The organism is Ottowia massiliensis, from assembly GCF_900240305.1.
Taxonomy (GTDB): Bacteria; Pseudomonadota; Gammaproteobacteria; order Burkholderiales; family Burkholderiaceae_C; genus Ottowia; species Ottowia massiliensis.
Map to the genome: position 1 here is coordinate 822,725 of NZ_LT964854.1, position 14,995 is coordinate 837,719.

Sequence of the window (14,995 nt, forward strand, 5' to 3'; positions counted from 1 at the left end):
AGGCAAAGGAGCATTCATGGCCCGTTTTTTCATTGATCGCCCCATCTTCGCGTGGGTGATCTCCATCTTCATCATCATCGCTGGCGTCATCGGCATCCGCAATCTGCCGGTTTCGCAATACCCGTCGGTGGCCGCGCCCACCATCCGGCTATCAGCCACTTATCCGGGCGCTTCCGCGCAGGTTCTGGAAGACAGCGTGCTGGCCGTCATCGAGCGCAACATGAACGGCATCGAGGGGCTGGACTACATGAGCACCAGCGCTTCGGCCAATGGCGTGGGCGAAGTCAGCCTGACCTTCACGCCCGAAACCGACGAAGACCTGGCGCAGGTGAACGTGCAGAACAAGCTCTCGGAAGTCACGGCGCTGCTGCCTGCCACGGTGCAGCAAAACGGCATCACGGTGTCCAAATCGCGCTCCAACTTCCTGATGGTGCTCATGTTCGACTCCAAGGTGATGGAAACGGAGGACATCGCCGACTACGTGGAGCGCAACGTCCGCCCCGAAATCCAGCGCGTGAGCGGCGTGGGCGAGGCGCGGCTGTTCGGCGCGCAGCGCGCCATGCGCGTGTGGGTCGATCCGAAAAAGCTGAAGAACTACAACCTCTCTTTCCTGGACGTGTCTTCGGCCATTTCGGCGCAGAACGCGCAGATTTCCGCCGGCTCCATCGGCTCCCTGCCTGCCGAGGCCGGGCAAACCATCACGGCCACCGTCACGGCGCAAGGGCAGCTGAGCACGCCGCAAGAGTTCGGCAACATCATCTTGCGCGCCACCACGGGCGGCGCCAATGTCTATCTGAAAGACGTGGCCCGCGTGGAGCTGGGCAGCCAAAGCTATGACAGGTCCACGCGCCTGAACGGCAAGCAGGCCGTGGGCATGGCCGTCATGCTCTCCAACAGCGGCAACGCCATCGCCACGGCCACGGCTGTCAAAGCCAAGATGGAGCAGCTGCAGAAATTTTTCCCGCAAGACCTGTCCTGGTCAGCGCCTTACGACACCTCCACATTCGTCGGCCTGTCCATTGAAGCGGTGGTGCACACGCTGCTTGAGGCCGTTGTGCTGGTGTTTCTGGTGATGTTTCTGTTTTTGCAAAACATCCGCTACACGCTCATTCCCACCATCGTGGTGCCCATCTCGCTGCTGGGCGCATTTGCGGGCATCTGGTATCTGGGCATGTCCATCAATGTGCTGACCGTGTTCGCCATGGTGCTGGTCATCGGCATCGTGGTGGACGACGCCATCGTGGTGGTGGAAAACGTCGAGCGCATCATGAGCGAAGAAGGCCTGCCGCCGCTGCAAGCCACCAAGAAAGCCATGAGCCAGATTTCCGGCGCGGTGGTCGGCATCACGGCGGTGCTCATTTCCGTGTTCGTGCCGCTGGCCATGTTCAGCGGGGCCACGGGCAACATCTACCGGCAGTTCGCGCTGACCATGGCGCTGGCCATCGCCTTCTCGGCCTTTTTGGCCTTGTCGCTCACGCCCGCGCTGTGCGGCACGCTGCTCAAGCCCGTGCCCAAAGGCCATCACATGGAAAAAAGCGGCTTTTTCGGCTGGTTCAACCGGGGCTTCAGCGCCACCACGCATGGCTATGAAGGCATCGTGGCCCGCTTGCTGCGCCGCTCTTTGAGCCTGATGGTGGTTTATCTGGCGCTGGCCGCTGGCGCGGTGTGGGTGTACATGCGCCTGCCCACGTCCTTTCTGCCCAATGAAGACCAGGGCACGCTGATGGTGAGCATGCAGCTGCCCGCTGGCGCAACCAAGGCCCGCACCGACGCCACGCTGGCCACGGTCACGCAGATTGCCACGTCCATGCCCGAAGTGGACAGCATGATTGGCGTTTCCGGCTTCAGCTTCACCGGCTCCGGCCAGAACATGGCCATGGGCTTTGTCATGCTCAAAGACTGGAGCCAGCGCAAGGCGCCGGGCAGCGACGCCGCCTCGGTGGCCGGCAAGATCACCGGCGCCATGATGGGCATGGTGAAAGACGGCTTTGCCTTTGCCGTCAGTCCGCCTGCCATCATGGAGCTGGGCACCAGCTCGGGCTTCACGTTCTTCCTGCAAGACCGCAACAACAACGGCCATGCCGCCTTGCTGGCCGCGCGCAACAAGCTGCTGGGCCAAATGCGCTCCAGCAAAATGTTCAACGCGCAAAACACCCGCACTGGCGGCCTGGAAGACGCGCCCCAGATCAAGATTGACATCAACCGCGCCGCTGCCGCTGCGCAAGGCATTGACTTTTCCAGCATCCGCTCCGTGCTGGCGATGGCGCTGGGCTCGTCCTACATCAATGACTTTCCCAACAACGGCCGCCTGCAACGCGTGATCGTGCAAGCCGATGCCTCTTCGCGCATGCAGCCCGAAGATGTTCTGGCGCTGACGGTGCCCAACTCCTCGGGCCAGGCCGTGCCGCTGTCTACCGTGGCCTCGGTTTCATGGGAAGAAGGCATGCAGCAAAGCCAGCGCTTCAACGGCTACCCGGCCATGCAAATCGCAGGCGCGGCCGCCAGCGGCTACTCCTCGGGCGAGGCCATGGCCGAAGCGCAGCGCATGGTCGATGAAATGGGCGGCGGCTACAGCCTGGAATGGGCGGAGCAGTCGCGCGAAGAAGTCAAGGGCAGCGCGCAAACCGTCATCCTCTACGCCTTCGCCATCCTGGCCGTGTTTCTGGCGCTGGCGGCGCTGTATGAAAGCTGGTCGATTCCGCTGGCCGTCATTCTGGTGGTGCCGCTGGGCTTTCTGGGCGTGGTTCTGGGCACAACGGGCCGCAACTGGTTCAACGCCGTGCCCACTTACCTCAATGACATCTACTTTCAGGTCGGCCTGATCACCGTGATCGGCCTGTCCGCGAAGAACGCCATCCTGATCATCGAATTTGCCAAAGACGTGCAAGAGCAAGGCAAAACCGCGCTGCAAGCCGCGCTGCAAGCCGCGCACCTGCGTTTCCGCCCCATTCTGATGACCTCGTTCGCCTTCATTCTGGGCGTGGTGCCGCTGTATCTGGCCTCGGGCGCCAGCTCGGCCAGCCAGCGCGCCATCGGCACCTCGGTGCTGTGGGGCATGCTGATTGGCACGCTGCTGTCGGTGTTCTTCGTGCCCATGTTCTACGTGCTGGTGCGCAAATTCTTTAAGGGCGGCAAAAAGGCGGCCGCGCCTGAAGCCGCGCTGGCTGCGCCCGCAGAATCCGGGCCGCAACACGGATGACCCCGCATCAAGAGGATCCAACAACATGAACGACACCTCCACTTCCTTCATGCGCCGCCTGGCCGTGCCGCTGGCCGCCGCCCTCGTGCTGGCGGGCTGCTCGCTCACGCCCCGATACGAGCGCCCCGCCGCGCCCGTGCCCGCACACTGGCCCGGCGCGCAGCCCGCCGAAGGCGGCCCAGCCGAAGACCAGGCCCAAACCCTGGCCGCGCCCGACCTGCCCTGGGAACAGTTCGTGCAGGACGAACGCCTGCGCGAAATCATCCGCCAGGCGCTGCAAAACAACCGCGATCTGCGCGTGGCCCGCCACAGCGTCGAGCAAATGCGCGCCAGCTACCAAATCGCCCGCGCCAACCAGTTCCCCACGCTGGGCGCCAGCGGCAGCTACACGCGCTCTGCGCCCGCCACCGTGCCGGGCGGCGCCAGCGTCAACTCCAACGCCAGCCTGAGCGTGGGCATCACCGCGTGGGAAATCGACTTCTTCGGCCGCATCGCCGCCCTCAAGCAAGCCGCGCTGGCCCAGTATCTGGCCACCGAAGAAGCGCAGAAAAACACGCAAATCAGCCTCATCGCCGCCATCAGCAGCGCGTGGCTGTCGCTGCAAACGCACACCGAACTGCTGGCCCTGGCCGAACGCACGCTCGCCACACGCGAAGAGTCGCTCAAGCTCACCCGGCTGCGCCTTGACAACGGCGTGGCCACCGCGCTGGACATGCGCCAGGCCGAATCGCAGGCCGCCGCCGCCCGCGCCAGCCGCGCCGAGCAAAAGCGCCTGCGCGCCGAAGACCTGAGCAACCTGGCCCTGCTGGCAGGCCAGCCCATCGCAGAGCAACTGCTGCCCAAGGCCGATGAAACGCAGCTCTCAGGCTTTGCCGACGTGCCCGCCGGCCTGTCTTCCGACGTGCTGCTGCGCCGCCCCGACATCCGCCAGGCCGAGCAGCAACTCATCGCCGCCAACGCCAACATCGGCGCGGCCCGCGCGGCCTACTTCCCCACCATCAGCCTCACGGCCGGACTGGGGCGCGCCAGCAGCGACCTGGACGGCCTGTTTGGCAGCGGCGGCCAGCGCGCGTGGAACTTTGCTCCCGCCATCTCCCTGCCCATCTTCGACATGGGCCGCAACCGCGCAGGCGTGGAATCGGCGCAAGCCGCCCGCGACATCGCCGTGGCCCGGTACGAAAAAGCCATCCAGACCGCCTTCAAGGAAGTGGCCGATGCCCTCACCGCCCGCCAGGCGCTGGCCGAGCAGCTTCAGGCCCAGCAGCAGCAGACCGACGCCGAGCGCGAACGCTACCGCCTCGTCGATTTGAGCTACCGCAACGGCGTGGCCAACAGCCTGGACCTGCTCGATGCCCAGCGCTCGCTTTTTGGCGTCGAACAAGCGCTGGCCCAAACCCGGCTGGCGCAGCGCGCCAACGAAATCACGCTCTACAAAGCCCTGGGCGGCGGCTGGAACCAGACGCAGCCTGAATCTGACCAAAAACAAGAAAAAGAAACGTCAAAAGAGTGAGAAAACGGGGTTTTTTCACCCGAAACCTATAATTTGCGCCCTTCAGCAGGGCCTGAAGCCCAACACGGCTTCAGGCCCTGTTTTCCATCCTGACCCCGCCCAAAAAAGAGGCCGCCATGAGCGAAAACACGCAACCCACGTCCAGCGACCAGCCCGAATCTTTCAAATGGCTGCTATGGCCCGTCATTGCCGCCGTCGTGGCGCTGACGCTCTTTAGCCTGACCCAGCCCGCTCCCGGCAGCTATGGCAGTCTCACGCGCAGCGGCGAAGGGGCCGGGAGCGTCGATGCGCGCATCGCCAAAGTCGGCGCGCTCAACCTGGCAGGCCAGGCCGCCACGCAAACCGCCTCCGCCGAAGCCGCTGCCGCGCCCGCTGAAGCGGCGGCGCCCGCGCCCGCCGCAGCCGCCACGGGCGAAGTGCCTGCCCTGTACAAGAAAAGCTGCGCCATGTGTCACGGCACGGGCGCAGGCGGCGCGCCCAAGGTGGGCGACAAGGACGCCTGGGCGCCGCGCATCGCTACGGGCATGGACGAACTCATGAAAGTGGCCATCAACGGCCGGGGCGGCATGCCCGCGCGCGGCGGCACCAAGGCCAGCGACGACGAAATCAAGGCCGTCGTCGAATACATGGTGGCGCATTCCCAATAATCCGCTCCCCCGAACGCCCGGCTGCTTTCCAAAACCCTGTTCAGCGCCTTCCCGCAAAGGGCGAAAGCAATGAATCAGGATGGGCTGCCTTGGGAGCAGGCCTGAATGCACGGCGATATTGGGATCGCCGGGAATGGATGGCCTCATGCCCTCAAACCGGCCCATCCGCCTTCCGCCCGCAATGGCTCTGCGTTCCTGACTGAAAACCGGCCCAAAGTCCGCCCGCAATGCGAAAAGCGCGGCCTCGGGCGCCCTCTTCCTGCTTGCTTCGGCTGGCGCTTGCAGGCGGCCAAAGCCGCTTGCAAGGATGAACAGCGGCAAGCTGGCTTTTCAGCTTTTCAATGCCCGTGGCGCGTGCAAGAACGTGCAAGAGGCCGCTGCGAAGACGGCATAGCCAGCGGCCTTTCTGACCGTGCCGCTTGCAGCAGGTCCGGCCGCGCCGCTTCATTCATCCGCCGCAACGCTCCGCTCCGGGCGGCGTGAGCGATCCAGAACCCGCTGCCTGTTTTCCGGCCGCGCGTTGGCACGGGCGCTTTCGGCGGGCAAGGCTTCGCGCCATTTCTGCGCAACCCCTTTCGACAAGCAAGGCGCGCCTGTGCGGGTTAAAAATTAAATTTAATTTAATATGATGCCCGCCATGCTGATCTCCACCCTTTCCCTGCTTTCTGGCGGCACGGCGCATGCCTTGCCGCGCCGCGCTTCGCGCTCCGGGCGGCTTCTTGCGCGCGGCCTGGCGCATGCCATTCGGGTTTTCTGCCTGTGCCGGGCCGTGCGCTGCGCTTTGGGGCTGGCCGTTTGCGGGGCGGCGCTGGCGCTTTCCGCCTGCTCGAAGAGCGGGGCGGGCGATGGCACGCTCACGCTGTACGGCAATGTGGACATCCGGCAAATTGCGCTGGCGTTTGAAGGCTCCGGCCGCGTGCTGGAAATGGCCGTGGACGAAGGCGCGCGCGTGCAGGCCGGGCAGACGCTGGCCGTGCTGGACACGCAGACGCTGGCTTTGCAGGCCGCGCAGGCGCGCGCGCAAATCGAGGCGCAGCGCCAGAGCTTGCGCAAGCTGGAAAGCGGCACGCGCCCGCAGGAGGTGGCGCAGGCGCAAAGCCGCGTGGCCGCCGCCCGCGCCGATGCCGCCAGGGCGCGGCAAGACCTGGCCCGGCTGCGCCAGCTGGCTGGCGGCGGCGCGGCCAGCCGCCAGGCGCTGGAGCACGCGCAGACCGCCGCGCAGGTGGCCGAGGCCAAAGTCCGCGAGACGCAAGAGGCGCTGCGGCTGGCGCAGATTGGCCCGCGCGAGGAAGACATTGCCGCCGCCCGCGCGCAACTGAAAGCCGCCGAGGCCGCGCTGGCCCTGCTGGAGCATCAGATTGAGCAGGGCGCACTGCGCGCGCCCGTCAGCGCCGTGGTGCGCGCGCGCCTGCTGGAGCCGGGCGACATGGCCAGCCCCCAGCGGCCCGCCTACACGCTGGCGCTCACCCAGCCCAAGTGGGTGCGCGTGTATGTGGCCGAGCCGGATCTGGGCCGCGTGGCCCCTGGCATGCCCGCCGCCGTCACGACCGACAGCCAGCCGGATCAGCCCCTGCGCGGCACGGTGGGCTACATCGCCTCCGTGGCCGAATTCACGCCCCGGCAGGTGCAAACGGCCGAGCTGCGCACCAGCCTCGTCTATGAAGTGCGCGTGCAGGTGGATGACCCGGCCGACGCCTTGCGGCTGGGCCAGCCCGCCACCGTGCGGCTGCAAGGCGCGCCTGCCGCCGGCCAGCCTGCCCGTGCGCCCGCTGGCGGGCAGCCGTGAGCGGATTCATCTTCGCCCGCCTCCATGCCCTCCGCTGGCCAGCCCGTCCGGCTGAAGGCCGGGGGCGCGCCGCCAGATGGCATCAGAAACAGGAGCAAATTCAATGGGGTTGAAATGCCTTCTTGCGCAGTTTCCACTAGGACATCATGCTATTGATACAGGAGCGAAATGATGTCGCCTGGCCCATCTGCCGCCTGCGCTGCGCGCACCCCAATCCGCCCGTTTCGCGGCGGGCGGGCCGTGCCCGGGCTGTAACGCCATGAGCTTCATCGTCCAGGCCCAAGGCATCAGCAAGACCTTCGCCGCGCCCGCAGGCGGGCGGCTGCACGCGCTGCGCGAGGTGTCGCTGCAAGCGCGCGCGGGGCAGCTCACGGCGCTGGTCGGGCCGGATGGCGCGGGCAAAACCACCCTCATGCGCCTGCTGGCCGCCCTGCTGGCGCCTGACGCGGGGCGCCTTGCCGTGCTGGGCCATGAGCTGGGCCAGGGCGGCGCGCGCCAGCCGCAGGCCGTGCAAAGCCGCATCAGCTACATGCCGCAGCGCTTTGGCCTGTATGAAGACTTGAGCGTGCAGGAAAACCTTGACTTGTATGCCGATCTGCACGGCGTGCCGCCCGCCGTGCGCGGCGCGCGCTACGCCCGGCTGCTGGAGATGACCGGCCTGGCGCGCTTTACCGGGCGTCCGGCGGGCAAGCTCTCCGGCGGCATGAAGCAAAAGCTGGGCCTGGCCTGCACGCTGGTGCGCTCGCCCGATTTGCTGCTGTTGGACGAACCCAGCGTGGGCGTCGATCCTCTCTCGCGGCGCGACCTCTGGGCCATCGTGCAGCAGCTGGTGGAGGCCGAGGGCCTGAGCGTCATCGTCAGCACCGCCTACATGGACGAAGCCGCGCGCTGCGCCCAGGTGTTCGTGCTGCACCAGGGCCGCGTGCTTGCGCAGGGCGCGCCGCAAAGCCTGCGGGAAAAGGCGGCGGGGCTGACCTGCACGGCCTGGCCGCCCGCCGGACAGCCCCCGCGCCAGTTGCAGGCGCGCCTGATTGACGCGCGCCGCCTGATCGCCGACGCCGTGCCCGCTGGCGGCGCGGTGCGCTACATCCGCCAGCCCCATGCCAGCGCCGCCGATGTGGCTGCGCTGCTGCAAGGCGCGGCCACGCAGCCGCGCCCGGCCGGGCTGGAAGACGCCTTCATGCTCCTTCTGCGCCAGCATGAAGACGGCGCGCAGGCTGGCGAGGGCGCGGCAGCGGAAGCGGCGGCGAAGCCGGAAGTGGCGCAAGTCGCCGCAGAAGTTGCCGCAAACGTAGCCGCCAAAGAGCGCCCCGCCATCGCCGTGCGCGATCTGGTGCGCCGCTTTGGCGGCTTCACGGCGGTGGCCAGCACTTCGTTTGAGGTGGCGCGCGGCGAAATCTTCGGCCTGCTCGGCCCCAACGGCGCGGGCAAGACCACCACTTTCCGCATGCTCTGCGGCCTGCTGCCGGCCACCAGCGGCCAGCTTGAGGTGGCGGGGCTGAACCTGCGCACGGCCCGCGCCCAGGCGCGGGGGCGCATCGGCTACGTCTCGCAGAAATTCGCCCTCTACGGCAACCTGAGCGCGCGCGAGAACCTGGCATTTTTCGGCGGCGCCTATGGCCTGCGCGGGCGCGAGCTGAGCCGCCGCGTGAGCGAGAGCCTGGCCGAATTCGGCCTGGACGGCAGCGCCCCCAGCGGCCTGCTGCCCGGCGGCTACAAGCAGCGCCTGGCGATGGCCGCCGCCCTCATCCACCGCCCGCAAATTCTGTTTCTGGATGAGCCGACCAGCGGCATCGACCCGCTGGCGCGCCGCGCTTTCTGGCGCGCCATCACCGCGCTGGCGCAAGGCGGGGTGACCGTCATCGTCACCACCCATTTCATGGAAGAGGCCGAGTACTGCGACCGCATCGCCATCCAGGACGCGGGCCGCCTGCTCGCGCTGGGCACGCCGCAGCAGGTGCGCCAGCTGGCCGGCGGCGCGCCCGATATGGACAGCGCCTTCATCGCCATCGTCGAGCAGGCGCGCGCCAGCGCATCAGAAACAGAAGCAAATTCAGGCAAGGAAAAAATCCGCTGGCGCTTATTCCACCAGGACACATTGCTATCAAGAAAGTAGCGAGAAAAATGCCTTCCCCAGACTCAATCCTGAAAGCGGGCCTCATGACCGCATCGCCTGCTTGCTGCATTCGCGCCGCGCGGGCGGCAGGCGGGCCGCTGCAATGAGCGCCCCGCTGCCTGCGGGCGGCTTTTTGCGCCGCCTGGCCGCGCTCACGCGCAAGGAGACGCGGCAGATGCTGCGCGACAAGAGCAATCTGCTCATGGGCCTGCTGCTGCCGCTGGCGCTGATATGGCTGTTTGGCTACGGCCTGTCGTTTGACGTGAACCGCGTGTCGGTGGCCGTGGTGCTGCAAGACCCGGCCCCGGCGGCGCGGCAGGCGCTGGCCGGGCTGCAAGGCTCGCGCTACTTTGACGCGCGCTGGATGACGGACATGCACGCCGCCCGGCAAGCCATGCGCCAGGGCGAGGTGGACGCCATCGTGCAGGCGCCGGGCGACTTCGCGGCGCGGCTGGCGGCGGGCGGCGCGGCGGTGCAGCTCATTCTGAACGGCCTGGACGCCACCACGGCCAGCGCGGTGGAAGGCTACGTGGAGGCGGCGCTGGCGCTGCCCGCCGCGAAAGAAGCCGGCCGCGCCGCCGCCCGCACGGGCGCGCAGGCCGCGCGGGTGGAAGTGGTGCAGCGCCTGTGGTTCAACGAAGCGGGCATCAGCGTCTGGTATCTGGTGCCGGGGCTGGTGGTGCTCATCCTCACGCTGATCGGGGCGTTTCTGACTTCGCTGCTGATCGCGCGCGAATGGGAGCGCGGCACGCTGGAGGCGCTGTTCGTCACGCCCGCGCGGCCGCTGGAAATCGTGCTGTCCAAGCTTGCGCCCTGGCTGCTGGTGGGGCTGGCGGATGTGGTCATGTGCCTGCTGGCGGCGCGCCTGACCTTTCACGTGCCCATGCGCGGGCCGCTGGCGCTGGTTTTGGCGGCGGCGCTTCTCTATCTGACCGTGTCGCTGCTGCTGGGGCTGTTCATCTCGGGCGTCACGCGCAACCAGTTCCAGGCCAGCCAGGTGGCGCTGCTGGCGAGCTTTCTGCCCGCCACGGTGCTCTCGGGTTTCATGTTTGACCTGCGCAACATGCCTGCCGCCGTGCAGTTCATCGGGCAGCTGATGCCCGCCACGCACTTCATGGGCGTGATGAAAACGCTGTTTCTGGCGGGCGCGGACAGCGCGGCCACGCAGGCGGCCATCGCGCGCGGCATGGCCACGCTCGCGGCCTACGCGCTGGCGCTGGCCTGGGCCACGCAGCGCACGCTGCGCAAAACACTGGACTGAAGCCCATGTTCCGCACCTTCATTTCCGCCTTGGCCGATGCCTGCTGGCGCACTGCCGCGCTGATGCGCAAGGAGCTGCTGACGCTGCTGAAAGACCCGGCCAACCGCATCATCTTGCTCGTGCCCGCGCTGCTTCAGGCGCTGCTGTTCGGCTACGCGCTGAGCTTTGAGCTGAAGCACGCGCCCTACGCCGTGCTGGAGCCAAGCCGCAGCGCCGCCTCCGCCGCCTTGCTGGCGCGGCTGGACAGCACGGGCGTTTTCAAGCGCGTGGCCACGCTTTCTTCGGCCAGCCAGATCGCCCCGGCCATAGACAGCGGGCGGGCGCTGGCCGTCATCACCTTCCCGCCCGATTTCGCGCAGCGCCTGGCGCAAGGGCAGGCCGCGCCCGTGCAGGTGGTGCTGGACGCGCGCAACTCCTCCACCGCCGCAGCGGCGGGCAGCCAGATCGCCGCCATCGCCGCGCGCTACAACGAGCAGGAGCTGGGCCTTGCGCCCGGCATCCGCGTGCAGCGGCGGGCGTGGTTCAACCCCAACCTGGACTCCAGCTGGCATCTGCTGCCGGGGCTGATCGCCTCGCTCAGCATGATCCAGACCATGCTGCTGGCCGCCCTTGGCGTGGCGCGCGAGCGCGAGCAGGGCACGTTTGACCAGCTGCTCGTCACGCCGCTGACGCCGCTGCAAATTCTCATCGGCAAGGCGCTGCCGTCCATGCTGGTGGGGCTGCTGCAATCGAGCCTCGTGCTGCTCATCATCCGCTTCTGGTTCCAGGTGCCGATGGCCGGCTCCCTCTGGCTGCTCTACCTGGGCCTGCTGGCCTTCAACGCGGCCACCGTGGGCGTGGGGCTGTCGGTTTCGGCGCTGTCGCTGACCATGCAGCAGGCCATGCTCTACAACTTCATGCTCGTCTTGCCCATGACCTTGCTGTCGGGCCTGATGACCCCCGTGCGCAACATGCCGCAGGCGCTGCAAGCGGCCACGCATGCGAACCCGCTGCGCTTTGGCGTCAGCATCGTGCGCCGCGTCTATCTGGAAGGCGCCACGCTGGCCGACGTGGCCCCCGATTTCCTGCCCCTGCTCGCCATGACCGCCCTTTCCCTGCCCCTGGCCGCCTGGCTGTTCAGAAACCGGCTGGGGTGAAGGCGCGTGCAGCCAGCCTGTTTTTCGCTACCGTATTCATAGCATGATGTCCTAGGGGAATGTGCGCAAAACGGCTTTTTCACCCGCCAGATTTGCTTCTGTTTTTGATGCCCTGCGGGGCGGGCGCGTGAGCCAGCACAGCAGCAAGGCGGCCGCTCCGGCCAGGCTGGGCAGCCAGGCCGGCAGCGTGGCCAGCCAGCGGGCGGCCAGGCGCAGGGCCTGGCCCTTGTAGGCCACCTTGGCGGCGCGGGCGCTGTATTTGGCAAAGCGCGCGGCGCCCATTTCGTTCAGCGCGCGCAGGCCCTGGCGGCCATAGGTGGCGGCCCTTTGCACGGCAGCCGGCCCCATGCGCTCGGTCAGCGCCAGGCTTTCGGCAAGCGGCGCGCCGGTGATGTCTTGCAGCACGGCAGCGCGCGCGCCGTGGGCGCGGGCCAGGCGCGCGGCGCGCGAGAGCGAGGCGGCGTCGGTGGTGGCGGCCAGCAGGCGCGCGCCGCCGGGCGTGGCGGCCAGCGCGCTAACGTCGGCCAGGGTGCCCTTCAAACCGGCCAGCTCGTGCGCCATTTCGCTCAGGCGGCGCTGCTGGCGCAGGCGCGCGGCGGCGCGCATGAGCATCTCACCCAGCCAGCCGGGCAGCGCGTTCGCGCGGCGCAGCCATTTGAGGGCCGACAGGCCGCTTTTGGCCGTGGCGGCGGCCGCGACGGCGGGCGCGGTGGCGCCGCCGGAGGGCGCGGCAGCGGCGGCTCCGCCCGCCTGCACCGCCGTGGCGGCCACGCCCAGGCTGGCCAGGGCGATGAGCACGGGGTCGGTTTCTTCGCCTTGCGCGTAGAGCCAGCCCTGCCGGGCGAGGTCGCGCAGGTCGCCAATCACCAGAAAGTCGCTGATGACGCCAGCGGCCTGGCCCACGGCTTCATCGCTTTGGCCGCTCCACACGCCTTCGGCGGCTTTGCCGGCCTGGTAGGCGAGGCTTTCGCGCCGGGCGGCGATTTCCCGCGCCAGATGCTGCGCCGCCGGATCGCCGCGCACGTAGCCGTAGGCCATGAAGTAGTCGAGATACTGCGCGGCCTCGGCGTAGCGCTCTTGCGCCACCAGCTCGCGCGTGCGCGGCAGCGGGTCGGTGCGGGTGAGGGCCAGCACGGCAAGCTGTTCATGCACCGGCCCTTGCGTGAGCCACAGGGGCGCGCCCAGCAGGGCCAGGCTGATCAGGACGGCAAGAAGGCGGAGCATGGCGCAAGAGGGCAAAGCGTCAGATTCTTGCTATTCGGTTCATGGCATGCAGTCCTGGTGGACATTGCGAAAACAGGCTTTTCAGACCCCTTGAATTCGCTCCTGTTTTTGAATGCCGCGCGGCAGCCGGTTTCAGGCAGCGGATTCAGGCCGTGAACGCCAGCGGGCGGCCCGCGCAGTCGCTGGCAAGGGTGGAGAGATCGGCAAAGAAGTCGTTGCCGGTTTTGGTGTCGTGCCAGATGCCGTCTGCCCAGCGGTAGTGGAAGCCGCCAGCGCGCGCGGCCATCCAGATTTCGTGCAAGGGGCGTTGCAGGTTGATGACGAGCTGGCTGCCGTTGGCGAAGGTGAGCGTCATCAGGCCGCCCGCGCGCTGGTTGTCGATGTCGGCGTCGGTGTCTTCGTTGAGGGCGTCGCACTGCTCCTCAACACGGCGCAAAAGGGCTTCTGCCAAATCAAGGTATTCAATGTCGGTCATTACAATCATTTTTCATGAAGCAGCACGCGAATATTTTATTAATCCCGTTAATCCGCCCGATTAATCGCATATTTGCGGCTTGCGCGGCGGTTGGGCTGGCCGGCGCTTTGGCGGGCTGCGGCCAGCGCGGGCCGCTGTATTTGCCCGACACGCCGGCTGCCCGCCAGCGGGCCACGCTGCCCGAGACGCTCTGGCCTGCGGGCCATGAAGCGGCGGAACCCGCTGCCGAACCTGCCGCTGAACCTGCCGCTGAATCTGCACGCCCGGCCCTGCCGCAACCTGATTTTTCTGCCCCATGAATTCATTTCCCTTGCCCGGCGCGCCGGTTTTTCACCGCAGTGAAAACGGCGCGTTGATGATTGAAGACCTTGGCCTGGATGAGCTGGCCCAGGAGCACGGCACGCCGCTTTTCGTTTACTCGCAGGCGGCCATTGAAAGCGCGCTGTCGGCCTGGCAGCGCGGGCTGGCCGGGCGTGACGCGCTGGTGTGCTACGCCGTCAAGGCCAATTCCTCGCAGGCCATTCTCAGCTTGCTGGCGCAGGCCGGCTGCGGGTTTGACATCGTTTCGGGTGGCGAGCTGGCGCGCGCGCTGGCCGCTGGCGCGGAGCCGGAAAAAATCGTCTTTTCCGGCGTGGGCAAGACCCGCCGCGAGATGCAGGCCGCGCTGGAGGCGGGCATTGGCTGCTTCAACGTGGAAAGCGAAGCCGAGCTGCTGGCCCTCAACGACGTGGCCGCCGCCTGCGGCCTGACGGCGCCCGTGAGCATCCGCGTCAATCCTGACGTGGACGCGCGCACGCACCCCTACATCTCCACCGGCCTGCGTGACAACAAGTTCGGCATCGCCCACGATCACGCCCTGGCCGCCTGCCAGCTGGCCGCTTCGCTGCCGGGGCTGCGCGTGGCAGGCATCGGCTGCCACATCGGCTCGCAAATCACCGAGGCCGCGCCGTATCTGGACGCGCTGGAGCGCGTGCTCGATTTGCTCGAAGCCATCGAGGCCGCCGGCGTGCCGCTGGGCCAGATTGACCTGGGCGGCGGCCTGGGCATTGCCTACGCCGATGAAACGCCCCCCGCCGCCGACGCGCTGTGCCAGCTGCTGCTGGCGCGGCTGGATGCGCGCGGCCACGGCCAGCGCCGCCTCATCGTGGAGCCGGGGCGCGCGCTGGTGGGCAACGCGGGCGTGTGCCTGACCGAGGTGCTGTACCTGAAGCCGGGCGAGGACAAGAGCTTTTGCATCGTGGATGCCGCCATGAACGACGTGCCGCGCCCCGCGCTGTATGAGGCTTTTCACCGCATCGAACCCTTGCAGGCCGCAGCCGAAGGCGCGCCCGGGCGCGTGTATGACGTGGTCGGCCCCGTGTGCGAAAGCGGCGACTGGCTGGGCCGCCGCCGCCTGCTGGCCGTGCAGCCCGGCGACAGGCTCGCCGTGTTTTCCGCCGGCGCTTACTGCATGAGCATGGCCAGCAACTACAACAGCCGCCCGCGCGCGGCCGAAGTGCTGGTCAGCGGTGACATGGCCCGCGTCATCCGCCAGCGTGAAACCATCGAAGACTTGCTGCGCGGCGAGCTGCCCTGAAAGCCTGATCGGAAAACAGGCTCCGGAAAAGGCGCGCCCGCCGCCAGGGCCGGAGGCGGGACAGG

At 67.7% G+C, this 14,995-nt stretch carries 11 protein-coding genes; 9 read left to right on the top strand and 2 right to left on the bottom strand.

The features are described 5' to 3' along the window. Positions 1 to 16 precede the first annotated feature (16 nt). From C1720_RS03745 to C1720_RS03775, 7 genes are all read left to right on the top strand, one after another. The gene (locus tag C1720_RS03745; protein WP_102283282.1) at positions 17 to 3,199 is read left to right on the top strand and encodes an efflux RND transporter permease subunit; all 3,183 of its coding nucleotides are present in this window, start codon (positions 17 to 19) and stop codon (positions 3,197 to 3,199) included. A gap of 25 nt (positions 3,200 to 3,224) precedes the next feature. After that, a complete protein-coding gene (locus tag C1720_RS03750; protein WP_304528912.1) occupies positions 3,225 to 4,709 on the top strand; it encodes an efflux transporter outer membrane subunit in 1,485 nt (494 codons plus the stop codon). Positions 4,710 to 4,825: 116 nt separating this feature from the next. Continuing rightward, positions 4,826 to 5,356, top strand: a complete 531-nt coding sequence (locus C1720_RS03755; protein ID WP_102283284.1) for a cytochrome c5 family protein — start codon at positions 4,826 to 4,828, stop codon at positions 5,354 to 5,356. Between the two features lie 637 nt (positions 5,357 to 5,993). Next, a complete protein-coding gene (locus tag C1720_RS03760; RefSeq protein WP_102284485.1) occupies positions 5,994 to 7,142 on the top strand; it encodes an HlyD family secretion protein in 1,149 nt (382 codons plus the stop codon). Between the two features lie 259 nt (positions 7,143 to 7,401). Next, positions 7,402 to 9,258 carry an ATP-binding cassette domain-containing protein gene (locus tag C1720_RS03765; protein ID WP_102283285.1) on the top strand — a complete coding sequence of 619 codons (1,857 nt, stop codon included), beginning with the start codon at positions 7,402 to 7,404 and terminating at the stop codon, positions 9,256 to 9,258. 103 nt (positions 9,259 to 9,361) lie between these two features. Continuing rightward, complete coding sequence (locus tag C1720_RS03770; protein ID WP_102283286.1) at positions 9,362 to 10,519, top strand: ABC transporter permease; 1,158 nt, start codon at positions 9,362 to 9,364, stop codon at positions 10,517 to 10,519. 5 nt (positions 10,520 to 10,524) lie between these two features. Further along, positions 10,525 to 11,655, top strand: a complete 1,131-nt coding sequence (locus tag C1720_RS03775; protein ID WP_102283287.1) for an ABC transporter permease — start codon at positions 10,525 to 10,527, stop codon at positions 11,653 to 11,655. A 51-nt stretch (positions 11,656 to 11,706) separates the two neighbouring features. Here the strand turns inward: C1720_RS03775 and C1720_RS03780 are convergent, their stop codons facing one another. Next, complete coding sequence (locus tag C1720_RS03780; RefSeq protein ID WP_102283288.1) at positions 11,707 to 12,879, bottom strand: hypothetical protein; 1,173 nt, start codon at positions 12,877 to 12,879, stop codon at positions 11,707 to 11,709. A gap of 145 nt (positions 12,880 to 13,024) precedes the next feature. Continuing rightward, complete coding sequence (cyaY, locus tag C1720_RS03785) at positions 13,025 to 13,354, bottom strand: iron donor protein CyaY (protein ID WP_050715517.1); 330 nt, start codon at positions 13,352 to 13,354, stop codon at positions 13,025 to 13,027. A 14-nt stretch (positions 13,355 to 13,368) separates the two neighbouring features. Between cyaY and lptM the strand changes: the two genes are divergently transcribed. Together lptM and lysA are read left to right on the top strand one after the other, a co-directional pair. After that, positions 13,369 to 13,653 (top strand): LPS translocon maturation chaperone LptM, encoded by a 285-nt coding sequence (gene lptM / locus C1720_RS03790; protein ID WP_102283289.1) that lies wholly within the window; start codon positions 13,369 to 13,371, stop codon positions 13,651 to 13,653. After that, positions 13,650 to 14,930 carry a diaminopimelate decarboxylase gene (gene lysA / locus C1720_RS03795; RefSeq protein ID WP_102283290.1) on the top strand — a complete coding sequence of 427 codons (1,281 nt, stop codon included), beginning with the start codon at positions 13,650 to 13,652 and terminating at the stop codon, positions 14,928 to 14,930. Before lptM ends, lysA begins: the two co-directional genes overlap by 4 nt. The last annotated feature ends 65 nt before the right edge of the window (positions 14,931 to 14,995 follow it).